General features: G+C 39.7%; 26 protein-coding genes. 21 read left to right on the top strand and 5 right to left on the bottom strand.

Annotated elements, in window-relative coordinates; translation table 11 throughout:
- The first annotated feature begins 7 nt into the window (after positions 1 to 7).
- The 15 genes from rplE to H3T46_RS03775 all read left to right on the top strand — a co-directional run bounded on the left by rplE (position 8) and on the right by H3T46_RS03775 (position 8,651).
- Positions 8 to 577 carry a 50S ribosomal protein L5 gene (rplE, locus tag H3T46_RS03845; protein WP_122123902.1) on the top strand — a complete coding sequence of 190 codons (570 nt, stop codon included), beginning with the start codon at positions 8 to 10 and terminating at the stop codon, positions 575 to 577.
- Positions 578 to 678: 101 nt separating this feature from the next.
- Entirely contained in the window at positions 679 to 984 is a 306-nt protein-coding gene (rpsN, locus tag H3T46_RS03840) for a 30S ribosomal protein S14 (RefSeq protein ID WP_110438393.1), read from the top strand.
- A gap of 11 nt (positions 985 to 995) precedes the next feature.
- Positions 996 to 1,394, top strand: a complete 399-nt coding sequence (gene rpsH / locus H3T46_RS03835; RefSeq protein WP_110438392.1) for a 30S ribosomal protein S8 — start codon at positions 996 to 998, stop codon at positions 1,392 to 1,394.
- A 12-nt stretch (positions 1,395 to 1,406) separates the two neighbouring features.
- The gene (rplF, locus tag H3T46_RS03830) at positions 1,407 to 1,940 is read left to right on the top strand and encodes a 50S ribosomal protein L6 (protein WP_110438391.1); all 534 of its coding nucleotides are present in this window, start codon (positions 1,407 to 1,409) and stop codon (positions 1,938 to 1,940) included.
- Positions 1,940 to 2,302, top strand: coding sequence for a 50S ribosomal protein L18 (gene rplR / locus H3T46_RS03825; RefSeq protein ID WP_110438390.1), 363 nt, complete (start codon positions 1,940 to 1,942; stop codon positions 2,300 to 2,302). The genes rplF and rplR overlap by 1 nt, the downstream gene beginning before the upstream one ends.
- Before the next feature lie 12 nt (positions 2,303 to 2,314).
- Positions 2,315 to 2,893 carry a 30S ribosomal protein S5 gene (gene rpsE / locus H3T46_RS03820; RefSeq protein ID WP_110438389.1) on the top strand — a complete coding sequence of 193 codons (579 nt, stop codon included), beginning with the start codon at positions 2,315 to 2,317 and terminating at the stop codon, positions 2,891 to 2,893.
- Positions 2,886 to 3,068, top strand: coding sequence for a 50S ribosomal protein L30 (gene rpmD, locus H3T46_RS03815; RefSeq protein ID WP_155580744.1), 183 nt, complete (start codon positions 2,886 to 2,888; stop codon positions 3,066 to 3,068). The genes rpsE and rpmD overlap by 8 nt, the downstream gene beginning before the upstream one ends.
- Positions 3,069 to 3,557, top strand: coding sequence for a 50S ribosomal protein L15 (gene rplO / locus H3T46_RS03810; protein WP_110438387.1), 489 nt, complete (start codon positions 3,069 to 3,071; stop codon positions 3,555 to 3,557).
- Between the two features lie 134 nt (positions 3,558 to 3,691).
- Positions 3,692 to 5,041 (top strand): preprotein translocase subunit SecY, encoded by a 1,350-nt coding sequence (gene secY, locus H3T46_RS03805; RefSeq protein WP_198197430.1) that lies wholly within the window; start codon positions 3,692 to 3,694, stop codon positions 5,039 to 5,041.
- Positions 5,038 to 5,694 carry an adenylate kinase gene (locus H3T46_RS03800; protein ID WP_198197429.1) on the top strand — a complete coding sequence of 219 codons (657 nt, stop codon included), beginning with the start codon at positions 5,038 to 5,040 and terminating at the stop codon, positions 5,692 to 5,694. Before secY ends, H3T46_RS03800 begins: the two co-directional genes overlap by 4 nt.
- Positions 5,695 to 5,888: 194 nt before the next feature.
- Positions 5,889 to 6,266, top strand: a complete 378-nt coding sequence (gene rpsM, locus H3T46_RS03795; RefSeq protein ID WP_198197428.1) for a 30S ribosomal protein S13 — start codon at positions 5,889 to 5,891, stop codon at positions 6,264 to 6,266.
- 52 nt (positions 6,267 to 6,318) lie between these two features.
- Positions 6,319 to 6,711: a 30S ribosomal protein S11 gene (rpsK, locus tag H3T46_RS03790; protein ID WP_110438383.1), complete on the top strand. Its 393-nt coding sequence runs from the start codon at positions 6,319 to 6,321 to the stop codon at positions 6,709 to 6,711.
- Between the two features lie 121 nt (positions 6,712 to 6,832).
- Entirely contained in the window at positions 6,833 to 7,852 is a 1,020-nt protein-coding gene (locus H3T46_RS03785) for a DNA-directed RNA polymerase subunit alpha (protein WP_155580739.1), read from the top strand.
- Between the two features lie 29 nt (positions 7,853 to 7,881).
- Entirely contained in the window at positions 7,882 to 8,307 is a 426-nt protein-coding gene (rplQ, locus tag H3T46_RS03780; RefSeq protein WP_155580738.1) for a 50S ribosomal protein L17, read from the top strand.
- Between the two features lie 164 nt (positions 8,308 to 8,471).
- The gene (locus H3T46_RS03775; protein WP_155567182.1) at positions 8,472 to 8,651 is read left to right on the top strand and encodes a DUF1328 family protein; all 180 of its coding nucleotides are present in this window, start codon (positions 8,472 to 8,474) and stop codon (positions 8,649 to 8,651) included.
- Between the two features lie 345 nt (positions 8,652 to 8,996).
- On the opposite strand, the gene H3T46_RS03770 is transcribed toward H3T46_RS03775, so the two are convergent.
- The 4 genes from H3T46_RS03770 to H3T46_RS03755 all read right to left on the bottom strand — a co-directional run bounded on the left by H3T46_RS03770 (position 8,997) and on the right by H3T46_RS03755 (position 18,196).
- The gene (locus H3T46_RS03770) at positions 8,997 to 10,544 is read right to left on the bottom strand and encodes an efflux transporter outer membrane subunit (protein ID WP_155580737.1); all 1,548 of its coding nucleotides are present in this window, start codon (positions 10,542 to 10,544) and stop codon (positions 8,997 to 8,999) included.
- Complete coding sequence (locus H3T46_RS03765) at positions 10,522 to 13,791, bottom strand: efflux RND transporter permease subunit (RefSeq protein ID WP_155580736.1); 3,270 nt, start codon at positions 13,789 to 13,791, stop codon at positions 10,522 to 10,524. The genes H3T46_RS03770 and H3T46_RS03765 overlap by 23 nt, the downstream gene beginning before the upstream one ends.
- A complete protein-coding gene (locus H3T46_RS03760) occupies positions 13,788 to 16,943 on the bottom strand; it encodes an efflux RND transporter permease subunit (RefSeq protein ID WP_198197427.1) in 3,156 nt (1,051 codons plus the stop codon). Before H3T46_RS03760 ends, H3T46_RS03765 begins: the two co-directional genes overlap by 4 nt.
- Positions 16,944 to 17,008: 65 nt before the next feature.
- Complete coding sequence (locus H3T46_RS03755; RefSeq protein WP_155580734.1) at positions 17,009 to 18,196, bottom strand: efflux RND transporter periplasmic adaptor subunit; 1,188 nt, start codon at positions 18,194 to 18,196, stop codon at positions 17,009 to 17,011.
- Between the two features lie 272 nt (positions 18,197 to 18,468).
- Here H3T46_RS03755 and H3T46_RS03750 point away from each other — a divergent pair, with 272 nt between their 5' ends.
- From H3T46_RS03750 to H3T46_RS03735, 4 genes are all read left to right on the top strand, one after another.
- Positions 18,469 to 18,630: a hypothetical protein gene (locus H3T46_RS03750; protein ID WP_155565769.1), complete on the top strand. Its 162-nt coding sequence runs from the start codon at positions 18,469 to 18,471 to the stop codon at positions 18,628 to 18,630.
- Between the two features lie 33 nt (positions 18,631 to 18,663).
- Complete coding sequence (locus H3T46_RS03745) at positions 18,664 to 19,071, top strand: hypothetical protein (RefSeq protein ID WP_110438375.1); 408 nt, start codon at positions 18,664 to 18,666, stop codon at positions 19,069 to 19,071.
- A 150-nt stretch (positions 19,072 to 19,221) separates the two neighbouring features.
- Entirely contained in the window at positions 19,222 to 19,857 is a 636-nt protein-coding gene (locus H3T46_RS03740) for a ribonuclease HII (protein ID WP_110438374.1), read from the top strand.
- Complete coding sequence (locus tag H3T46_RS03735; RefSeq protein WP_110438373.1) at positions 19,850 to 20,953, top strand: site-specific DNA-methyltransferase; 1,104 nt, start codon at positions 19,850 to 19,852, stop codon at positions 20,951 to 20,953. Before H3T46_RS03740 ends, H3T46_RS03735 begins: the two co-directional genes overlap by 8 nt.
- A 15-nt stretch (positions 20,954 to 20,968) precedes the next feature.
- Here the strand turns inward: H3T46_RS03735 and H3T46_RS03730 are convergent, their stop codons facing one another.
- Positions 20,969 to 21,580: a hypothetical protein gene (locus H3T46_RS03730; protein ID WP_196424524.1), complete on the bottom strand. Its 612-nt coding sequence runs from the start codon at positions 21,578 to 21,580 to the stop codon at positions 20,969 to 20,971.
- A gap of 396 nt (positions 21,581 to 21,976) precedes the next feature.
- Here H3T46_RS03730 and H3T46_RS03725 point away from each other — a divergent pair, with 396 nt between their 5' ends.
- A complete protein-coding gene (locus H3T46_RS03725; RefSeq protein ID WP_155569508.1) occupies positions 21,977 to 23,176 on the top strand; it encodes a CCA tRNA nucleotidyltransferase in 1,200 nt (399 codons plus the stop codon).
- A gap of 117 nt (positions 23,177 to 23,293) precedes the next feature.
- Positions 23,294 to 25,051 carry an ABC transporter ATP-binding protein gene (locus H3T46_RS03720; protein ID WP_155569622.1) on the top strand — a complete coding sequence of 586 codons (1,758 nt, stop codon included), beginning with the start codon at positions 23,294 to 23,296 and terminating at the stop codon, positions 25,049 to 25,051.
- Positions 25,052 to 25,063 lie beyond the last annotated feature (12 nt).

Here is a 25,063-nt window from a genome sequence, read left to right as displayed (position 1 = left end):
GGTGGATATGTCAGAAAATAGTCAAGTTCGCTCTGAAGCACGCCTTTACACGCTTTACAAAAATGAATTGCGTCAAAAGTTACGTGAACAATTCAATTACAAAAACGAGATGCAGATCCCGCGTCTTGAAAAAATTGTTTTAAACATGGGTGTTGGAGAAGCAGCGGGCGATCAAAAGAAACTGGATGCTGCCACGGAAGAAATGACCTTGATTGCCGGTCAAAAAGCCGTTAAAACACTTACTAAGAAAGCGATTGCTGGATTTAAAATTCGTGCTGGTTTACCCATTGGATGTAAAGTTACATTACGTAAAAACCGTATGTATGAATTTCTGGATCGTTTGGTTACAATCGCTTTACCGCGTGTTCGAGATTTTAGAGGATTGCCAGCAAACAAAGGATTTGATGGTCGTGGAAATTTTGCAATGGGTTTGAAAGAACAGATTGTATTTCCTGAAATCGTTTACGATAAAGTAGACGAAGTACGTGGTATGGATATTGTGTTTGTAACAACAGCCAAGACCAATGACGAAGCCAAGGCTTTGTTAAAAGCATTTTCTCTTCCATTTATTGGATAGGAAATTGTTCTTTCGCTGCAAGGTGATACACTACCTTGCAAATTTGTTTTTTTTGGAAAACGGTCGATATAGTCGACAGGTTCCGGAGGGTAAAATTAAACATGGCAAAAACTTCAGCCATTTATCGTAATGCGAAGCGTGCACGTATGTCCGCACGTGATAAAGCAAAACGCATTGCGTTAAAGAATATTGTAATGGATAGAAGTTTACCAGTTGAAGATCGTTTTGATGCATCTTTAAAGCTGGCTAAACTTCCTCGTAATGGTTCACGAGTAAGAGTGCGTTTGCGTTGTAAACTAACTGGTCGCTCTCGTGGGAATTACCGTAAATTTGAACTTTGCCGTATCGCATTGCGTGAATTGGCATCTACCGGGCAAATCCCTGGTATGGTTAAATCAAGCTGGTAAGGGATATATAGATGTCATTATCTGATCCATTGGGTGATATGCTCACCCGTATACGTAATGCACAATCAGCTCGTCATTCATTTTGTGTGGTTCCCGCTTCTAATTTGAGAGTTAATGTTTTGGAAGCATTAAAGCGTGAAGGTTATATTCGCGGATATAAAAAAGAAGAGCTTCGCAAGGGAATAAGTCAGCTTCGCATTGAATTGAAGTATTCTGAAGGTGCTCCTGTTATTAAAGAAATTCAGAGAGTATCTAAACCAGGTCGTCGCGTTTATTCTAAAATTAAAGAATTGCCCCGTGTTTATGGCGGCCTTGGAGTATCCATTTTGTCAACACCTCAGGGTGTTTTATCTGATATTGAAGCACGTGCCGCCAATGTTGGTGGTGAAGTGCTCTGTCGTGTATTCTAAGAGGAGGGATCAATGTCACGTGTAGGCAAAAATCCCGTGCAGATTCCGCAAGGGGTACAAGTTTCTCTGAAAGACGGTAAAATTGTTGTCAAAGGTAAAAGAGGCGAATTGTCTCTGCCTGTATCTGAACATATAGAAACTGTTATTGAAGATAATCAGGTTACTGTTAAGCCAAAAGATGATGGTGTTGCCGCAAGAACAATGTGGGGCACTACCAGAGCATTAATTGCGAATATGGTCAAAGGTGTTTCCGAAGGTTATACCAAGGCCTTGGAAATCACGGGAACTGGGTTTCGTGCCGCTGTTCAAGGTTCAAATCTTGTTATGAATCTTGGTTATTCACACGATGTTGTTTATCCAATTCCATCTGATATTAAAATTACAACGCCACGTCCAACGGCAATTGTTGTTGAAGGTAATGATAAACAACGTGTTGGTCAAATCGCACTGGATATACGTAATTTTAGAAAACCTGAACCTTATAAAGGTAAAGGTGTTCGTTATGAAGATGAGATTATACGTCGCAAAGAAGGCAAGAAAAAATAATGGGTATGCAACGTGAATTACAAACGCGCCGTCGCAGACGGTTGCGTTATCAGCTTCGTCAGAAAGGAAACGGGCGTCCACGTCTTTCGGTTTTCCGTTCAAGCAAAAATATTTATGCTCAAGTTATTGACGATATGGCTGGTAAGACTTTAGTTGCTGCTTCAACTTTGGATGCAGCGGCTAAAGAACAAATTAAAACTGGAGCTGATATTAATGCTGCTCGTGTCGTAGGCAAGTTGATTGCTGAGCGTGCAAAGGCAGCAGGATTGGAACAGGTCGTATTTGATCGTGGCTCCTATATTTATCATGGGCGTGTAAAAGCGCTTGCTGAGGCTGCCCGTGAGGGCGGGCTCTCGTTCTAAAAGGAGTCGCGAATGGCACGTGAAGTGAAAGAAGGCGGTCGCGGTGGACGTGAACGTGAAAATGAAGATTTGATCGACAAATTGGTATCGATTAATCGTGTTGCTAAAGTTGTAAAAGGTGGTCGACGCTTTGCCTTTGCTGCATTGGTCGTCGTTGGTGATCAGCGTGGACGTGTAGGATATGGTGCCGGTAAAGCCAGAGAGGTGCCTGAAGCAATCCGCAAGGCAACTGAGCAGGCTAAAAAATCAATGATACGTGTTCCCATGAAAGAAGGCAGAACATTGCATCATGATGTGCAAGGTTTTTATGGCGCCGGTAAGGTCGTGTTAAGATCTGCCGATTCGGGAACTGGTATTATTGCTGGCGGTCCAATGCGTGCGGTTTTTGAAAGCCTTGGAATTAATGATGTTGTTGCGAAATCAACAGGTTCACGTAATCCACATAATATGGTAAAGGCAACTTTTGATGCATTGCGTAGATGTGCAAGTCCAAGAGTTGTTGCAGCGAGACGTGGAAAGAAGGTGTCTGAAATTCTTGGTCGCCGTGATTCTGGTCATGCGTCTCAAAATGCGGAGGCTGTAAATGGCTAGTAATACGGTAAAAGTAACTCAGATAGCATCTGCAATTGGTCGTAAGAAAGATCAAAAGCAAACATTGACTGGTCTTGGCTTGAATCGTGTTGGTGCAACCCGTGAGTTGGTAAACACACCAGCTGTCCAGGGAATGATCAATAAGATTCGCCACCTCGTTAAGGTGGAGGGATAAATGAATCTAAATGAACTTCGTGATAATGCCGGAGCGAGATACCGTAAAAAACGTCTTGGACGAGGTATTGGTTCTGGTAAAGGCAAAACATCAGGTAAAGGCGTGAAAGGTCAGTTGGCACGTTCAGGTGTGGCAATCAATGGCTTTGAAGGTGGACAGCTTCCACTTTACCGTCGTATGCCCAAAAGAGGATTCAAGAATATTTTTCGCAAAAATTATGTGGAAATTAATCTTCGGACCCTTTCATCCGCTATTGAGCAGGGCAAATTGAATGCATCATCTTTAATCGACGAAAAAGCTTTGCGTGAAGCCGGTTTATTTAAGGGAAAAAAATACTCTGGCGTTTGTTTGCTTGCTAATGGAAATCTAAATCAGGCCATCAACTTGGAAGTGTCAAGAGCATCAGCGGCAGCTGTTGAAGCGGTTAAAAAAGCTGGTGGTTCTCTAAAGCTTTTATCGTCATCTGGGGATGTTTCTGCAGATGCCTAGGAAATGAAGAGGTAATATAATTTAAGTTTGATCAATTTTTAGATCAAAACATTATGTTACATTCTAATTTTAAGGTAAAATTACAGCGTCCCGTTTTGTTACGGTGACGCTGTTTTTTTTGAAAGGATAAAATTATGGCCTCTATGGCCGAACAACTAGCGGCGAATATTAATGTCAGTGCGTTTTCTAAAGCAACTGAATTAAAAAAGCGTATTTGGTTTACATTGGGTGCGTTAATTATTTACCGTCTAGGTACCTATATCCCAGTTCCGGGAGTGGATGCTACGGTAATGGCACAATTGCTGGCTAAACACCAGGGTGGTATTCTTGGTATGTTTGACATGTTCAGTGGTGGCGCCTTGGGTCGTATGACCATTTTTGCCCTGAACATCATGCCCTATATTAGTGCATCTATTATCATTCAGTTGATGTCCTCTGCGATGCCATCTCTTGAAGCCTTGAAAAAGGAAGGGGAGCAAGGACGTAAAAAGCTTAATCAATATACACGTTACCTGACGGTTTTCATTGCTTTATTCCAGGCTTATGGAATTGCCATTGGGTTGGAAAGTATGAAAAGTCCCGCAGGTTCTGCCGTTACCAATCCGGGAATGCTTTTCTTGTTAACCTGCGTCATCACGCTGGTTGGGGGAACGATGTTTTTGATGTGGTTGGGGGAACAAATCACGGCACGCGGGGTCGGTAATGGAATATCATTGATTATTTTTGCCGGTATTGTCGCCAATTTACCAACGGCTTTGGCAAGTTTATTTCAACTGGGTTACACTGGCGCTTTGTCTCCATTTTTTGTCGTTGCATTTCTTGTATTGGCAGCGGTTACAATCGCCTTTATCGTGTTTATGGAACAGGCGCAAAGAAGAGTTGTCATACAATATCCCAAACGGCAGGTTGGGCAACGCATGTATGGTGGTGATTCAACACATATGCCATTAAAAGTTAATACCGCTGGGGTTATACCGCCTATTTTTGCGTCTTCAGTTTTATTGATACCTGTAACAATAGCTGGATTTCTATCAAATGAATCGACACCTGGATGGTTGGCATATCTAGGACAGGAATTCGGTCAGGGTCATATTTTATATATGGTCTTTTATGCTGCCATGATTATTTTCTTCTCATATTTTTATGCAGCTGTATCCTTTAACCCCAAAGAAACGGCAGATAATTTACGAAAACAGGGTGGATTTATTCCCGGTATTCGTCCAGGTGTAAATACAGCAACCTATTTTGATAATATCCTGACACGGTTAACAACGATTGGAGCGCTATATCTTGTTGTTGTCTGTTTATTGCCACAATTTTTAATCAATCATTACAATGTTCCCTTCTATTTTGGTGGAACCAGTTTGATAATCATAGTTTCCGTGACAATAGATACGGTAACGCAGGTTCAATCCCATTTGGTTGCGCACCAATATCAGGGTCTATTACGCAAATCCAGGTTTGGAAAAGGAAAAAAACGGTGAAGCTAATATTTTTGGGCCCACCAGGGGCAGGTAAAGGGACGCAGGCTCAACGTTTGTCAGAAAAATATCATATCGCGCAAATCTCCACAGGAGATATGCTGAGGGCTGAGGTGAGGTCAGGGTCAGAAATCGGGAAAAAAGCCAAGGATATTATGGATAAGGGGTTATTGTTTCCTGATGATCTGATGGTTGAAATGATTGCAAAAAGAATTAAAAAGGATGATTGTAAAAACGGTTTCATTCTTGATGGTTTCCCTCGCAATGTGGATCAAGCAAAAGCGTTGGATAAAATGTTTGTCTCTGAACATCTGAAACTTGATGCTGTATTATTATTAAAAGTGGATGAAGAAATACTTGCGGAGCGAATTTCTAACCGGTTTAGTTGTGCAAAATGTGGTGCCAGTTATAATAAACTTTCTAAAAAACCAAAAAAAGACGGAGTCTGTGATGCATGCGGTTCAACGGAATTTGTTTCAAGAGCTGATGATAATAAAGATACCGTTCTGGAACGTTTAAAAGTCTATCGCGAACAGACCGCTCCCTTATTGCCATATTATAAAGAAAAAAAATGTTTGTATCCCATTGATGGTATGAAAAATGTGGATGAGGTGACAAAAGATATTGATTTAATTTTAAAAAAAAATAAAATGTAAGTTTATATTTTTGTGAAAAATTTATCATACTATATTGACTCTGTTAGTATGAAAGTTATATTGATGCTTTTAAAAGTATTTCAAACACGTTAGTTATTAATGAAACAGTTATTGATCTCGTAACTGTTGCTTTTTTAGTGGCTAGCTGTTAAGAATAGACCTAAATTATTAAGGCTAATTAAGGAGTATTGGGCGTGGCGCGTATTGCCGGCGTAAACATCCCGACGAATAAGCGGGTAACCATTGGTCTGCGTTATATATACGGCATTGGGCCGACAAAAGCGCAGGAAATTTGTAATAAATTGTCAATTCCTGACGAACGTAGGGTGAACGAACTTTCAGATGATGAGGTTCTGAAAATCCGTGAGTTAATTGATAGCGAGTATCAGGTTGAGGGTGATCTTCGTCGTGAAGTTTCGATGAATATCAAGCGTTTGATGGACTTGGGATGTTACCGTGGATTGCGTCATCGTCGTGGTTTGCCTGTAAGAGGCCAGAGAACTCACACAAATGCTCGTACACGTAAGGGTAAGGCGATTGCTATTGCTGGTAAGAAAAAAGTAACACGTTAACCCTTGGTTTGTTTTAATTTTTTATAACTAAACGGACAGGATAATAAAAGCCATGGCGAAACCCGCCACACCGCGTCTCAGAAAAAAAGAACGCAAAAACATTACTTCTGGCGTAGCGCATGTTTTGTCTACGTTTAATAATACGATGATCACTATCTCTGATGTTCAAGGAAACGCAATTTCATGGTCTTCAGCGGGTGCTCAGGGATTTAAAGGTTCACGCAAATCTACACCTTATGCAGCACAGGTTGCTGCTGAGGATGCAGGACGTAAAGCTCGTGAACATGGTATGGAAACTCTTGAAATTGAAGTGTCTGGCCCGGGATCTGGACGTGAAAGCGCACTGCGTGCTTTACAGGCGGTAGGTTTTACGGTTACTTCAATCCGGGATACCACACCAGTGCCACATAACGGATGTCGTCCACGTAAACGTCGTCGCGTTTAATCGTTCGTATATTATTTTCAATCAATAATGAATGGAAATAATATTCAAGTAACAAAAGCTGACTTCGAGGTTAAGATTTTGTTACTTTTTTGGTAATAATTTGAATTGAAAGGCCACCACCTTGGTCCTCCAGAAAAACTGGCAATCTCTTATTAAGCCGGAGAAGCTGGAAGTCGAACCGGGCTCGGCGTCACAAAATGTGGCGACCGTGGTGGCGGAGCCGCTTGAACGTGGCTTCGGCATGACGCTCGGTAATGCGCTTCGGCGAGTACTTTTATCTTCTCTTCAAGGGGCTGCTGTTACAGCTGTTCGTATTGATGGCGTTCTTCACGAATTTTCATCAGTCAATGGTGTGCGGGAAGATGTCACGGATATTGTCCTGAATGTTAAGCAACTGGCCATACGTATGCATAGTGATGGTCCAAAACGGATGATTTTGTCCGCGGTAGGTCCAGGCCAAGTTACGGCTGGACAGATTCAGACAGATCATGATATTGAAATCATGAACCCTGATCTTGTGATTTGTACACTTGATGATGGAATAAAGTTGGGTATGGAATTTACCGTAGAAATGGGTAAAGGTTATGTACCTGCCTCTACTAACCGTCAAGAGGATGCTCCAATTGGGATGATTCCAATTGACGCGATATATTCCCCTGTTCGTCGTGTTTCCTATAGAGTTGAACCAACCCGTGTTGGTCAGGTAACAGATTATGACAAGCTGTTATTGACTTTGGAAACAGATGGTTCTGTAACGCCTGAAAATGCCGTAGCTTTGGCTGCGCGTATTCTGCAAGATCAGTTCCAGCTTTTTATCAATTTCGATGAGCCTAAACCAGTCGTAACGGAAGAGCCTAAGGAAGAGCTTCCATTCAATCGTAATTTATTGCGCAAAGTTGATGAGCTTGAATTGTCAGTTCGTAGCGCCAACTGTCTCAAGAATGATAACATTGTGTATATTGGCGATTTGGTGCAGCGGACAGAGCAAGAAATGTTACGCACTCCTAATTTTGGTCGCAAGTCATTGAATGAAATCAAGGAAGTTCTTTCTTCAATGGGATTGTCATTGGGAATGAATGTGCCTGCTTGGCCACCAGAAAATATTGAAGAGTTAGCTAAACGGCTGGATGAGCTGTTTTAAGCATAGTATGATAGAAGAGGATTGAAATTATGCGTCACGGTATATCCGGCCGTAAATTGGGTGTGACTTCATCGCATCGCCTTGCAATGTTCAGAAATATGGCCGTTGCATTAATTAAGCATGAACAGATTACAACGACTTTGCCAAAAGCTAAGGAATTACGTCCAATTGTCGAGAAACTTGTGACATTGGGAAAACGTGGTGATTTGCATGCACGTAGACAGGCTTATGCCATGTTGCGTGACGAGACTATTGTTGCCAAGTTATTTTCTGTTATTGCTGATCGTTACAAATCGCGTCAAGGTGGATATTTGCGTGTGTTGAAAGCGGGTGTCCGTTATGGTGATGCTGCTGATATGGCAGTTATCGAATTTATTGAACGTGATGTAAATGCAAAAGGACTTGACAGTGGACCAAAGCCCAATGATGAAGATTCAGAAGAGTTAGCTGCATAATATTAAAATACCCTTTTGATTTTTAAAAAGAGATAGGTTTCTATCTCTTTTTTTTGTTTGTAATGAACAAAATTGGGATTATAATTAAGTTGTAAAAAAAATATATGTTAACGCGTTAGGCTTTTGGAAGAATCTTGGGATAGATTGAAAAGGAGAGCCGGGATATGCTTAAAATTGCATTTACTTGTCTTTTAATTGCTTTATTGGCTTGGCTTCTTGGTTTTACAAGCGTGGCAATTATAGCAGCAGGAATTGCTAAGATTATATTTTTTATTGCACTGTTATTTGCTTTTTTATTTTTTATCCTTGCGTTTTTGGTTGGAAGAAAATTACTTAATAATTAATTTCTTGAAATGTTGGGTTATAAATTATTTTTAGTGATATGTTAAAATAATTTATTTGTTTGTCATTTTTTAGGGACTTGAAACAAAGACAGGGAATAAGTTCGCAGTATTAAGCTTAAAATATCATCGATTTAAAAATTTCTTAAATATTGGCTTTTTTTAAGAAACCAATTTTATTATGTAAATTTTTTTATGATAGTTTAATATAATTTACATGTTTGATTTTAAATTAAATATTTTAGGATTTTGGATATTGTTCAAAATTAAAAAACCTTCTTCCTGAAAAAATGAAATCACTAACAAATTATTATTTATTAAAATGATTTCATTTTTTGTATAATAGAACTAGTTTTTGTTTTGCTGTAATACAGGAGGTATAAAAGGTATATTGGAGGTTAAAGAAGATTTGCTTGGCAATCGATCATCTTTCCAGCCACCTCCAAGGTTTTCGATCAACAAGACACTATCCACCATTTGCTGTTGCCGTATTCCAAGAGCTGTCTGCTGATTATTTAACAAAGCGACTTGTTGAGTTACAACAGTGGTATAATCGTGAGTGCCGCTCATATATTGCGCCAGGGCTACTTTAAGGGCTTTGTCAGCGTATTCAACGGCTGCTTGTTGCTGGATTTTTTGATCGGTCAGGATATTAAGGTTAGATAGTTGATCCTCGACGGATTGCAAGGCCGCAAGAATGGTTTGCCTATATTGAGCCACAGAAGCGTCATATTGTGCCTCTGCCTGTTTGACCATTGAACTTCTTACCCCGCCATCAAACAAGTTTTCTGAAGCGGATGCCCCCAAAGACCAGATGCGGTTGGCAACTTGAACAAGGCTGCCCACCGGATTGCCACTATAGGATAAATTGGCTGATAAGGTTACATCGGGGAAAAACGCTGCAATAGCAGCTCCTATCTGGGCATTTTTTTCTTGCATATGGCGTTCGGCTGAAGCTATATCAGGCCTTCTTTGTAATAAAATGGATGGAACACCTACTGGAATTTGAGGTATGTTGTCATTTAAAATACCGTGAGGAATTGATAAATTTGCCGGGGGCTTTCCAATTAGAGTGGCAATAGCATGTTCGTATTGGGCTCGTGAAATACCTGCAGCAGTCAATTGTGCCCTGGTTTGCTCAAGCTGTGTCTGTGCCTGTAATAACGCCGTGGGCTCAATAACACCGGCATTATGTTGATCCTGGGTTACTTTTAAGGATTGCTTATAGGCTTTAACGGTTTTTTGCAATAAATCGATTAATGAATCTTGATATCGCAAGTTAAAATAGGTCTGGGCCAACTGGCTTTGATAAGATAGTCTTGCATTGGCAAGATCTGCGGCACTGGCTTGTGCAGCAGCAACCTGACTTTCCGTGTTACGTCGTATTTTTCCCCACAGATCGAGATCCCAGCTCGCAGAGGTTTGTAATGCATAAGTATTTCTGGTCATCCCGGTCGAATAATTAATATTTCCGCCCCCATTACCAATACTTCTTGCACCACCGCCGTTACCTTGACGATCAAAATTCGTGCCAAGATTTAATGTTGGGTATAGAGCTGCCTTAGTTTGGTCAATCAAGGCACGCGCATAACGATAATTTGCTTCTGCCTGTTTTAAATTCTGGTTAGAAATATCAACCTGTTCTTCCAGCTGATTAAGAACAGGATCATTATAGATAGTCCACCATTCACCTTTAGGAAAGGCGGCGGCACTGGGATTGGCTGTCTGCCATCCGTTAACTGGTTTTAATTCCTTGAACCGTTGTGAAATGATTGGAGCGGGGCGATGATAATTTGGTCCAACCATACAGCCGCTTAGCAAAAAAAAGAAAGTGGTTCCCACATATCGTAAGGAGAGCAGGTTGATGCCCCTATTATGCACGTTGTTGTCCCCCATGAAAAAATAGTCTCTTTAACAGACGGTTATGTCGTAATCGATCCATATAGATATAAATTACTGGGGTTGTATACAAGGTCAGAGCCTGACTGACCACTAAACCCCCTACAATCGCGATTCCAAGTGGACGTCTGATCTCGCAACCATATCCATTGGAAAGAATAAGGGGAACTGCACCAAATGCAGCTGCAACGGTAGTCATGAGAATGGGACGAAAGCGTAATTTACATGCTAGTAAAATTGCTGATTTTGTATCCATGTTTTCTGACTCTTCTGCCTTGATAGCGAAATCAACCAAAAGAATGGCATTTTTTTTGACAATCCCAATAAGTAGGATAATGCCAATCATGGTTATAATAGTAAATTCTTCCCCGAACAGATCAAGCGCCAGTAATGCGCCAACACCTGCCGAGGGAAGGGTGGATAGAATTGTTAAAGGATGGATGTAGCTTTCATATAATATACCCAGTGTAATGTAAACGGCGGCAATTGCGGCAAATATGATAATGATATTATTTTTGATGCTGCTCTGGAACTGGGCTGCATTGCCAGAAAAACTTCCTGCTATATTTTTTGGTAAATGAATTTTGACGGTTTCCGTTTTGATGAGCTGAATGGCATCGCTCAGTGATTTTCCTTTTGCCAAGTTAAATGATAAAGTCGCGGCAACGAACATACCCTGATGATTGACTGATAATGAGGTCAATGCTTTGTTCTGGTTAGTGACAAAAGATAATGGGATCATGGTTTCATGATTGGTGGAGACAGCTGAACCATTGGATGCACCATTACCCCCGGCAAGTCTATTCGCGATCTGGTTTCTAAAGTTTTCCTGCTCGATTTTATCCTCTTGACTTAAAAATGCATTCGATTTGACACGGATTGTATTTGATACGGTTCCGCCACCGGGTGATCCTCCTGCAACACTGACCCATACCTGATTCAAGGCACCGGTATGAGGGGCGTAACGCGGATCCGTTTCCATAATGACCCGATATTGGTTTAACGGATTATAAATAATTGAAGCGGCACGCTGTCCAAAAGAATCAAACAACGTATTTGAAATAAGTTGTGGTGTTAAGTTAACTCGTGCGGCTGTATCCCGAAGAATATCAATATTGATTGCCTCACCTCCCTGTTGGACATCGGAAGAGACATCTGTGATGATACCGGGATGCTTTTTTAGTGCTTCAACAAGTTTGGGCATCCATTTATATAATTCGCTAGAGGAATCTGATTGTAAAGTATATTGATAGTTTGCGTTACTTGAACGCCCGCCTACATGTAATATATTGGGAGGGAAAATATAGAATTTCGCGCCAACCATATTTTGTAATTTTTTAGAAAGTCGCGCTTGAGTTTCAAAAATATTATTTTTTCGTAACTTTTTATCTTTTAAGGAAATAAAGATATTTCCCTGATTGACCGCTTTGCCTCCGGTAAAGGAGGAAATGGATGCAATATCCGGATCATTTATAAGTATTTTCTGAACAAACTGGATTTTTTCTTTCATGTTTTGAAAGGAAATGGATTGATCGCCCTGAAGATGGCATAATAAAACCCCGATATCCTCATTAGGCATGAAACCTTTAGGCATGGTTATAAAAAGAAAAATCATCAGGATAATCGTTGCAGGAATTGATAGGACAACAAGAAAGGGATATTTAAGGATGTGCGAAAGAGTGCTTTGATAGAGTTGATCACAATAATCAAATAATTTTATAAAATAATGATTAATTTTATATCCCCGTTTATTATTGTTTCCTTGGTGTCGCATAAGAATAAAGGCACACATCATGGGAGTTAGGGTCAGGGAAAGGATCATCGAAATAATCAGGGTTATGGAAAGGGTCATGGCAAATTCATGAAACAATTTTCCTATCAAACCACCCATCAGCAATATCGGCAGGAACACGGCAATCAAAGATATAGTGATCGAGATTACCGTAAACGAGACTTCCTTTGCGCCATATAAAGCGGCAGCTTTGGGAGATATACCATTTTCCAAATGCCGGTTTATATTTTCCAGCACAACAATGGCATCATCCACGACAAAGCCGGTTGCGATGGTTAGCGCCATTAAGGAAAACGTATCAAGTGAATAACCCAATAATTTAAGAATGGCAAATGTGGAGATAATGGAGGCTGGCAAAACAACGGCAGGAATAATAATGGCTCGAATGTTTCTTAGAAAAACCAGAACAACCGTTATGACTAGAACAATGGATATGACCAATGTCATTTGGGTATCAAACAGGGTTGCCCTGATTGTGGTTGAACGATCAATGGCAATGTGCAGATTCACATCGGTAGGTAAGGCTGCCTTTATCAATGATAACTTTTTATGAATCAAACTGGTTGTCTTGATGACATTACTACCGGCTTGAGGGAAAATAACCAGAATGATGGAGCGTTTATCGTTATAATATCCCGCATGATGTAAGTCTTCAACGTCGTCTTTTACTGTTGAAATGTTCTCTAACATGACAGGGGCATGATTTCTGTATGCAATTACGAGGTTTCGATAGGCTTCAGCCTTTGTTGCCTGGTCATTGGTTGCTAATTGATAGCGTTTGTCACCTTCCTCAATAAAACCTTTGGGTGTATGAGCGTTGGTTGATGCCAGTGCCGCCCTGACATCTTCAAATCCAATACCGTATTTGTAAAGGGCATGCGGGTTTAGTTCAATTCTGACTGCCGGTAGTGAACTTCCCCCCAGTTCAACTTGCCCGACCCCTTTGATACTTGAGAGCTGGTGTTGCAAAACAGTTGTCGCATAATCATAAAGCTGTGGCAAGGTTTTGGTCTTGGATGTCATGGCCAAGATCATGATGGGAGAGGTGGAGGGATTCATCTTGAAATAGGATGGATTGGAACGCATCGAAGAGGGAAGGTCGGCACGTGCGGCTTGTAAGGCGGCTTCTACATCCCTTGCCGCATTATTGATATCTTTGGAAAGATCGAATTGTAAAATGATCCTGACCTGGTTTTGGGTTGATTGTGAGGTCATTTCATTGGTGCCGGGTATCTGTCCCAGCCTTCTCTCCAATGGTGCAGCAATCGAGCTGGCAATTTCCTCTGGGGTGCCGCCCGCTTGTTGGGCACGTATCATGATTACAGGAAAATCCACGTTGGGGAGATCAGAAACCGGTAATAGTTCGTAACCCAGTATACCTGTTAGAAATAATGTAACTGTGAGTAAAATTGTTGCAACAGGCCGTTGTATAAAGGGTTTTGCTATATTCATGATTCAGGTTTTTCATCAATTGGTTGGTGATTGGATAATGATGAAAAAAAATGATGCCCCCAGTTTTTAAATCTTTCCATATATAGATAAATAATGGGAGTTGTAAAAAGAGTGAGCAATTGGCTGGCAAGAAGCCCCCAAAAAATGCTGATACCCAAAGGATGCCTTAGTTCAGATCCGGTTCCTGTTCCCAGCATCATGGGAATAGCCGCCAACATGGCCGCCAGGGTTGTCATCAGAATGGGCCTGAACCGTAGAAGTGCTGCCTGATGAATTGCCTCCAGTGAGGATTTCTTGTCTTTCCTTTCAGCCTCCAGCGCAAAATCAATCATCATAATGGCATTTTTTTTGACAATTCCAATTAATAGAATGATGCCAATAATTCCCATAATATCTAAATTGCATCCATCAATCCATAGTGCAAATAGTGCACCAATCGTGGCCGAGGGAAGGGTTGACAAAATAGTTATGGGATGAATGAAGCTTTCATAAAGAATGCCAAGGATAATATAAACAGCAATAATGGCAGCCATAACAAGAAACAATTCATTTTTAAGGCTCTTTTCAAATGCAGCCGCTATTCCTTGAAAACTGACCTGGAAGCTTGAGGGAAGATTCAGTTCCTTGTGGATGGAATTGATGATTTGTGTTGCCTCCCCCAAGGAATGACCCTTGTTGATGTTAAAGAAGATCGATATGGCTGGAAACTGACCGAAGTGGGTGACTAGAAGGGGTGCGGTGTCATGAGTGATTTTTGTCACTTGGGATAAAGGAACCAGACCAGAGGTTGGATTTCTTGTTGGACCAGAAGTTGAAGCGGAATTGTTGCCATTTATTCCGGGAAGATAAAGCTGGTTCAAAGAGGTCAAATGTTTTTGAAATTTTGGATCGGCTTCCAGAATGATCCTGTATTGGTTTGATTCTGTAAAAATAGTGGAAATTTGGCGTTGGCCAAAAGAGTCATATAAAACATTATCAATTGTTTGAGGTGTGATGGAATAACGAGCACCTGTGGCACGGTCAAGGGTGATATTGGCAACCAATCCCTGTGATTGTAGGTTTGAGGAGACATCGGAAAGGGCAGGTTCTTTTTGCAGACGGTTAACAATTTTAGGTACCCAGAGTTCAAGTTGCCTGTAATCCGGATTTTCGATCAAAATTTGATATTGGGTGGCTGAAAAAGTTGTTTCTAGCGAGAGATCTTGTATGGGTCGAAGATAAAGTTGTGTTCCAACAACCTGTCTTGATGCCCGGGTTATTCTTTTGATTGTTTTTTCAATAGATGTTTTACGTTCCTTTCGGTTTTTCAAATTGATCAAGAAACGTCCCTGATTAAGGGTCATATTCTGTCCGTCAATGCCGATAAATGATGAAAGGTTATCCACGTCTGGATCGTTTAAAATTGTGTTTGCCAGAGCTTTTTGCTTGTTTGCGACCGCTTTCAGCGAGGCATTTTGAGGCATGATGGATATGCCTTGTGCCATACCGTTATCTTGAACGGGAAAGAAACCCTTGGGGATGTAGTAAGCCATTATGAGGGTTATGACAAAAGTGCAACAGGTGATAAATAAGGTTAGAGGCTGGTGTTTGAAGACAAATTGTAGTCCGGTATTGTAACATTCTATTATTCTGTCTATCACACGATCAAAAAAATAGTTGTTCTGTTTTTTTTCGGTTTCGGTCAGAATATGCGCACACAACATTGGAACCAGGGTTAGGGAAACAATGGCGGATATGATGATTGTAATAGACAGGGTAACTGCAAATTCGTAAAATAAGCGACCGATAATATCCCCCATGAATAATAGAGGGATAAGGACAGCGATTAAAGAAATCGTAAGCGATATGATTGTAAACCCTATTTCTTCTGACCCTTTTAAAGCGGCTTGAATCCGGTTTTCGCCCATTTCGATATATCGTGTAATGTTCTCTATCATAACAATTGCATCATCCACAACGAAACCGGTCGCTATTGTCAATGCCATCAAGGATAAATTATCTAGTGAGAAATTAAAAAGATACATTACCGCCAAGGTTCCGATCAAGGATAGGGGAACGGAAAGACTGGGAATAATTGTTGCAGAAATATTTCTTAAAAAGATAAAGATGACCAAAATAACCAAGATAATTGACAGAATGAGCTCAAATTTTACATCATGAATTGAAGCGCGAATGGATGTCGTGCGATCGGTCAATGGCGTTAATGTTATACCAGAAGGCAATGATTTTTTTAATTGTGGTAATATTTCATTGATATTGTTAACAACCGAGATGATATTGGCCTTGGGTTGTCGTTGTACATTTAAAATCAAGGCTGGTGTTTTATTTGCCCATGCCATCAATTGACTATTTTCTGGCCCGTTTATGACAGTGGCCACATCACGTAATCGAACGGGTCCATTATTGTTATAGGCGATAATTTGGTTAAGTAACTGTTCCGGATTTTTTATTTGTCCATTGGTCTGGATGGTGACGGCGCGTTTTGGGCCATCCAAATTTCCGGTGGGGGAATTGACATTAACGTTACCGATTGTTGTTCTGATACTGTCCAGATCAATTCCATATGAAGTTATTTTAGGAATATTGATTTGTACACGGATTGCCTTACGTTGTCCTCCTGATAGGGTAACCAGTCCTACCCCATTAATCTGGCTTATTTTTGTGGCCAACCTGTTATTAACGTAATCCTCAACCTCGGTCAGGGATAGAGATTTTGAAGTAATGCCAAGCGTAAGGATAGGTGTATCAGCAGGATTTACTTTTGCATAAACAGGAGGTGCAGGCAAATCAGTGGGCAAAAGGGAGTTGGCCTGATTGATAGCTTCTTGCACTTCCTGGGCCGCGACATCCATGGAGACTGAAAGATTGAATTGTAACGTGATGACTGAAGCCCCTCCAGAGGATTGGGAAATCATTTGATTTAATCCAGGGATGGATCCCAATTCACTTTCCAATGGTGCTGTGACCGAGGTCATCATGACATCCGGACTTGCGCCCGGATAAAATGTTGAAACGGTTATTGTTGGATAGTCAACATCAGGTAACGCGGACAGGGGTAAGAAACGATAGCCTAATATTCCGCAGATCATGATGGCAATCATAAGCAGTGTTGTTGCCACGGGGCGCAAAATAAAAAGGCGTGATGGATTCATAAAAATCTCGATTTATTTATAAACTTGACAAAATTAGGAAACTGTTATGATTTTCAAGTTAATTATTATTCAGAAGATTGCGTATTTTCGGGAATGATGACTTTTGAACCTTCATGTAAAGTATCAATTCCGTCAGTAACTATTTTTTCATTCTCAACTAAACCAGCGGTTATAACCGTATGTTCACCATCATTATATCCTGTTTTGATTGTCTGTATTTTAACCGTTGAATCTTTTTGAATAACATACACAAAGGAACCATTTGGGCCTGTTTGAATGGCATTATTTGGTAAAATCAAAGCATCTTTAATAATTTTAACTAGTAAATGGGCATTTACAAATTGGTTTGGAAAAAGCTCCCAGTTTTTATTTTCAAAAATGGCTCTCAACCGAACGGTTCCTGTTGATGTGTCAATCTGACTGTCTATCACGCTTGTTTTTCCTGTGGCAAGTTTGGTCGTATTATCGGTGTTCCAAGCCTCAACGGTTAGTTCTTTTTTATTTTTCAAAGCTTCCAAGACAATGCCCAATTGATTTTCAGGTAGGGTAAAAATAACCGACATGGGGGTCATCTGGGTTAAAGTGGCCAATCCTCCGCTTTGGCCTTCGGTAATATAATTTCCCGCATCAACCTGTCTGATCCCGATGCGACCGTCAACAGGTGCACGGATGTGACAGTAGATAAGATTTAATTCTTGCTGTTTGATTAGGGCCTGATCTGTTTTGACCTGTCCTTCAAGCTGGGCAACCTTATATTGCTGATCTTGAGCCGTCATGGGGGCGATACTGTTTTGTTTTAGAAGGGTTTGATAGCGCTTATTATCCAATTTTGCCTGTTGCAGTAAGGCCGTGTCGGCTTTTAAATTGCCTTCATATTGTGCCTTCAAAGCTTCTGAGGGACGTGGGTCAATAAGGGCAAGTAAATCATTTTTCTTAACCAATTGCCCTTCCGTGAAAAATACTTGTTGTAAATAGCCGGAAATTCGTGTTTGTACGGTAACATTGGAAATGGGAACGACTGTTCCAAGTTCAGTTAGAATAACAGGTAGATGGCTTTTCTTTACAATTGTTGCTGCAACGGGTTGTTCAACAACATAATGGGAATGCTCGGAAGTTGATGAAAATACACCATAAAAACGATATGCCACCCCAATAATGACAGCTATTAGACCGATATATAAAAATATTTTTAACCATGGATGCAAACGTGAGTGAGATTTATCAGAATTTGTTGTATTTTGGGGTAAAGTCATATGCAAGAAACTTATTTTTAATGGCCATATCTAAATTTATATAATTAAAAATCAAAATAACAAAACTAATTGTGACAAAATAAATCATTGCAGAATTTAATCAATATTAAAGTTGATTACTTCATTTTTTAATATTCCTTAACCCTGGAGATTTTATATCTCTAAAAAGCGGTATTGTAATCTAAGTAATTGATAATTTTATAGACTTTTTGGTTTGGAGTTGTCATAATTACCAATAGTCTATGAATTGTTGTTATAATAAGGTGCATAATATGAGTAATGTAAAAGATTTTATTAAAAATACTGCTGAAAAAATTGAAAATACATTAACGGATGGAAAGGCGAAATTAAAGGACGCGGTTGACCATGCCAAACAAAATTATGAATCGGTGAAAAACGAAGCAAAAGATACACTTAAAAACATAAAAAAATGATAAGATTGCAATCCTTTTTTAAAGGAGGGAACAATGTCAAAGAATATGGAAGATACTTTAAGGGAAGTTGGTGCAAAAATTGGCAGCTCGATTGATGATGCCAAAGATAAAGCACAGGATGCCTTTTCTCGTGCCCAGGATAAAAAACAGGATACTATTGATCAATTAAAAGACAAGGTTCAAAACGTCGCGGATCAGGCCAGAGAAAAAGGTCAGGATTTAAGAAATAAAGCATCTGATCAAAAAGGAAAACGTTTTGAGGATTTTGCGGGTGTTGCCGATAATGAATTTTCGCGTTTATATGGTTCTGAGGGAAAAATGGAATGCTTGATGAATTTCATTCGGAACCGTCCTGTTGCAGCATTGGTTATAGCTTTGATTGCCGGAACATTTTTATCAAGGATGTTTAAATGTTGTTGTAAACATCGTAAATGTAAATAAGCTAATAATTAAATTTAAAATTTAGGCTTAAAAAAGCTGTTAATCAGAAGTTATTAACAGCTTTTTTTATTTTTTTCATTTTAGGGCTATTCATTTGCGACTCGTTGAGTATATTAGGTTATTGGTTTAGAAACGAATTATTTGAGTAGAATGCATCATAAAGTATCAATTGCAGGCGTGGATGAAGTGGGAATGGGTTGTCTTGCTGGTCCTGTTGTTGCTGCCGCTGTAATGTTTCAGGAAAATATTCCTGAGGATATTTCAGAATTGCTTGATGATTCAAAGAAAATCAAATCTGCATTGAGACAAGAAATTTATGCGGTTTTAAATCAAATGCCGCATGTCAAGATTGGTGTGGCCGCGGCATCAGTTGATGAAATTTTCCATTTAAATATCAGGAAATCTGCCAGCTTGGCAATGCAAAGGGCTGTATCAAAACTAAATATTCTTCCTGATCTTGTATTGGTTGATGGAACGATCGCTCCTGATTTTGGATGTGCCACGCAAACCATTATCAAGGGGGATGGATTTTCATATTCAATTGCTGCGGCATCAATTATCGCAAAGGTTTTGCGCGATAAGCTGATGGTTGGTCTGGCACGGAAATGGGATCGGTATGGATGGGAGCATAATGTGGGGTACCCAACGGTTATGCATCGTGAGGCCTTGAGGAAATATGGTTGTTCTCCACATCATCGCCAAGGATATATCACCGTAAGACAATTTTCGTTTTCAATGGATGTAGAGCAAAAAGAGCAAGTAAAAGGTCAAGGATTTTATGAGTGAAGCAGTAAAATTAAATATACCTTTGGATCAGATTTTGAATGGTGAATGTATTCAGGTCATGAAAACCATACCTTCTGCGTCAATTGACTGTATTTTTGCCGATCCCCCATATAATTTGCAATTACAGGGAGAATTGCGTCGTCCAGATGATACAATTGTGGATGGGGTTAATGAAGATTGGGATAAATTTAAGAGTTTCCAACTATATGATCAATTTTGTCGAAGCTGGTTGAAGGAATGTCATCGTTTATTGAGAAAAAATGGAACAATTTGGGTTATTGGTTCCTATCATAATATTTTCAGAATTGGAGCAATTTTACAGGATCTTGGTTTCTGGATCTTGAATGATATTGTTTGGCGGAAATCCAATCCCATGCCAAATTTTAAGGGAAGACGATTTACCAATGCGCATGAGACATTAATATGGGCAGCCAAAGATGCTGATAGTAAATATTGTTTCAATTATCAGGCCATGAAAACCTTAAATGATGATATTCAGATGCGTTCTGATTGGTTTCTGCCTTTATGTACTGGACATGAAAGACTTCGAAATGAACATGGACTAAAATTACATCCGACCCAAAAACCAGAAAGCTTGCTATATCGCGTTATCTTGTCCTCTACAAATATTGAAGATGTTGTATTGGATCCTTTTGCTGGAACTGGAACAACCCTTGCCGTGGCAAAAAAACTTCAGCGACGTTATATCGGGATTGAGCGTCATCCAGACTATATGAAAGCCGCCCTTCGACGTGTGAACAATGAAAAGCCGTTATCGATTGAAGATATTAAAGTCACCCCTTCCAAACGAGAGATTCCTCGTGTTCCTTTTGGAAACCTGATTGAACAGGGATTTATTCAGCCAGGAACAATCTTGATGGATCGAAATAAACGCGTTTTTGCTACAGTAACATCCGATAGCACTGTTATCAGTGGAAACAAAAGAGGTTCCATTCATAAAATTGGGGCCCTTGTAACAAATTCACCTTCTTGTAATGGATGGACCTTTTGGCATTTCGAAAGAAATGGAGGATTATATGCTCTTGATATATTGCGTAATGAATATAATGCAATGACTAAATTGGCCAAATCTTAAATTCAAATGTAAAACCTAGCTTTTGTTAAAACCGAGAAAGCCGATTTCAGGTTTGGAAATATTGTTATAATGTGAATATGTGTTTGATTGGTTGAGATTTGAAACAGTTTTATGTTGATTTTGACCTTTAATGGATAAATATCCTTTTTCACTTTTAACCGAAACCGTTGATATTTCTCTATCACCATTTAGTTTTTGAGGTGAGTTATTATAGCCACGCATTGACAAAAGCAAAAAGGTGATGCGATCGCGATTAAGATCAATGGACATTTCCAGAGGTGTTTGACCCAAGACGTTGGTTGCATGTAAATCGGCACCACGGTTTAAAGCATCTTGTGCAGCGTAAAGGTTTCCGACATTGATCGCTTCAAAGAGGGATTGTGTTGGATTTTTGCTATCATCATCATTTGAATCATCATCAGTTGGATCATCATCGTCATCATTTGTTGATGTTTTGTTTGTTTGACTATTTTGCTTGTTGTTTTTGGATGAAGAAGTTACTTTTGATGTTTTTTGTTTAGGGTTGTTTTTTGCTGTCTGGGCAACGCCAGACAGGACAGGTAATGTAAAATATCCGCTGAACGCAAGGCAGAATAGCAAAGATAATAAACGAGATTGATAATTCATGTGATTATTCTCTTGATAGAAACCAAAATCCTAAAGCTAATATTTCTTTTATCAAATCAATCATGAATAAGAAACACTTTCTTTATATCATATTTTAAAAGATATTTTGCATATTAAGTTCATGGATATGCATTTACAGTTTATTTGTTATGACATAATGATAAAATTCAGAATAGGAATGATGTGGACATGATAGATTTATAACATAACCATTATTCATCAAGAAAGAATTGAAATGGGAATGATATAAATTTTCAAGAAAATAATTTTAATTTTGTATTGTTTACTGACGGGTTTGCAAAGCCGCAAAGAATTATTGATGGGTCTGTTGTTGAATTAATCTCTAAGGAATAGGATGGGTCGTTTCAATAGAATGATTATAAAAGTGACTGTTTCATGAATATTTTGGATAAATTACCTGATCAATCCAAAAAGGATTTAAAAAAATTATGGGATATTTTTCCTGATGCACGTTTAGTTGGCGGTGTGGTTCGGGATTTGCTTGTTCAGAAACCAATTTCTGATATTGATATCGCAGCCATGGATCTCCCTGACCGTATAATTGAAAAATTAAGTCGGGCAGGGATAAAGGGGATACCTACAGGTATTGAACATGGAACAGTTACGGCAATAATAAATCATCATTCATATGAGATAACGACATTACGTAAGGATATTAAGACTGATGGGCGACATGCCAAGGTTGTTTGGACACAGGACTGGCGAGAGGATGCTGCCAGACGTGATTTTACAATTAATGCTTTATATTGTGATAAAAACGGAAAATTATGGGATTATTTCCATGGACAGGAAGATCTTTCATTAGGTCATGTTCGTTTTGTAGGAACGGCACATGAACGTATTGCAGAAGACTTTTTAAGGATTTTAAGATATTTTCGTTTTTATGCGCGCTATGGAAAAACTCAACCGGATTTAGATGCTGTGAATGCCATTCAGTTTTATGCGACACAGCTTGATACTTTGTCGGCAGAGCGAGTTTGGTCAGAATTAAGAAAGATTATCACGGGTCCAAGAGCTGGGGATGTATTAAATTTGATGGATAGATATGGGGTTTTAACCGTTCTAATGCCTTTTGGGTATCGTCTTGATCCGTTTGTTAAACTTATCGCGGCAGGCGTGCCTGATAATGCAATTATCCGTCTGTCTGCCTTAATTAAGGGGTCTGCCATATTAGTTGCAAAAAAGTTTAAATTGTCCAGTAAAGATGCTAAATTCCTATCAAGATTGGAAAAACCGTTATCCTTAAAAGCCGATGCATCGGATAAGCGGCTTGTTCAATTAAAGGCATTATATTCTCTTGACGTTCTTATCGGCCAAAGCTGGCTAGAACAGATTAAACACCGGGATGATGATTTCATTCTATGGGATAAATGGCGTAAACGGGTTATTGATATATCGACACCAGTTTTCCCCGTAAAAGGTAGGGATTTAATTGAACTGGGAGTTGAAAAAGGTCCAATAATGGGGAAAATTCTTGAATCGGTTAAAATATGGTGGATTGATGGTGGATGTTATGCTTCCGCCTTGGATTGTATAGAGTGGTTAAAAAGACACAGTTTGAAAAATACAGATTAAATATTCGATTTAATATTTTAATTTGGGTTAAAAGGCTTTCATATCATTTGCTCCATGTAAAAGTATCAAAGTGTGAATCAAGAACAGAAAAACAATAAGAAACAAACTAAAAGAAAGATGATTTTATCCCTGATACTGGGGGAAGATAAAAGTTGGCCTTTTCTTCAACGTTTATGGAGAGAGCAAATACGTTTTTATCCGAAACGTATTTTATTGATTGTTATCTCGACAATTTTTATGGCCGGATTGACAGCTTTATACCCTTTGGTGATAAAGCGCGCATTGGATATGTTTAAGGATAATGATCCTCGAATTTTGTATCAGATCCCCGCTCTGGTTGTTATGGTGACGGCCGCAAAGGCCGCGTCACAATATATTCAGACGCTTTCCGTACAAGATTTGGTTTTACAGATAATACGGGGGCTGCAGAAAAAAATGTTCTTGCATCTGGTTCATGCAGATATCTCGTTAGTTGAAAAGGAAGCCCCCGCACAGCTTTCCGCCCGTTTTACCACTGATGCATTATCCATACGTGAAGCCATGATAAGAATGGTTAATGCGTTTGGAGATGCAATTACGGTTATTAGTTTGATTGTTTCGATGTTCTATATGGATTGGGAGTTGAGTTTAATCGCGGCTCTATTATATCCAATCGCTGCTGTACCTATTCAAAAATTGGGAAAGCGAGTGCGCAAAGCATCCGGAAATATGCAGGAACAGGTTGGAAAAACCGCAGCGTTATTGAATGAGACTTTTTCACAGGCCAGAACCGTTCGTGTCTATGGAATGGAAAAGCGTGAAATCAGACGGTTGGGTCAATCATTTGATCAATTATATGATGCCACTCTAAAAATTATTCGAGGTCGTGCGAAAGTTGATCCAATTATGGAGGTTTTGGGAGGAAGTGCCGTTGCGGCGGTTTTAGGATTTGCTGGCTGGCGTGCCGCGATGGGCGGTGCAACCTTAGGGGATTTTTCAGGCTTTGTAGCGGCTTTGCTTTTGGCGGCAAGACCATTGCGAGCCCTGGGATCTTTAAATGCGGCAATGCAGGAAGGTATATCTGGTCTAAACCGTATTTTTAATATTATTGATCAACCTATCAAAATAAAAGATAAAATGAATGCACTGCCTTTACCTAATGGAAAAGGGAAAATTCAATTTCAAAATGTGCATTTTATTTATCCAGATCGTGAAGTCGGATTGCATGGTTTGAATTTTGAAATTGAACCGGGCCAGACTGTTGCCCTGGTTGGACCTTCGGGCGCGGGAAAATCAACGGCGTTGACTTTGATCCCTCGTCTACACGATATACAGCAGGGACAGATCATTTTTGACGGAGTTGACTTGCGGAACATCAAAATTCATGAATTGCGTTCAGCAATCGCCTATGTTCCACAAGATCCGTTGTTATTTGATATGTCTATTATCGATAACATTCGGATCGGTAATCCGTATGCAAGCAAAGAGGAGATCGAAAAAGTCTTGGAAGGGGCAGCTATCAATCGTTTTCTTGGAGATTTACCAAAAGGCCTGGATACAAATGTTGGTCATGGTGGACAATGTCTTTCAGGAGGTCAGCGTCAGAGAATTGCCCTTGCACGTGCGTTAATAAGAAACCCTCGTTTATTGTTATTGGATGAAGCGACAAGTGCATTGGATACGGAAAGTGAACATGTCATACAAAAAGCCTTGGCTAAACTGCGAAAGGATTGCACGACTTTAATTGTGGCCCACCGTTTGTCTACTATACGAACAGCCCATGTCATTATCGTTGTTTCGGATGGAAAAGTTGTAGAACAGGGAAATCATGATTATTTAATGAAACAGCAGGGCATGTATGCCAGATTGATACAGACTCAGAATCTGGATTATTAATAATTTTATCAT

Origin of the sequence: Commensalibacter sp. M0133 (assembly GCF_016101485.1) — a bacterium.
Classification (GTDB): Bacteria; Pseudomonadota; Alphaproteobacteria; order Acetobacterales; family Acetobacteraceae; genus Commensalibacter; species Commensalibacter melissae.
Note: the sequence above shows the minus strand (reverse complement) of the source record. Positions and strands in the feature narration are given on the sequence as shown.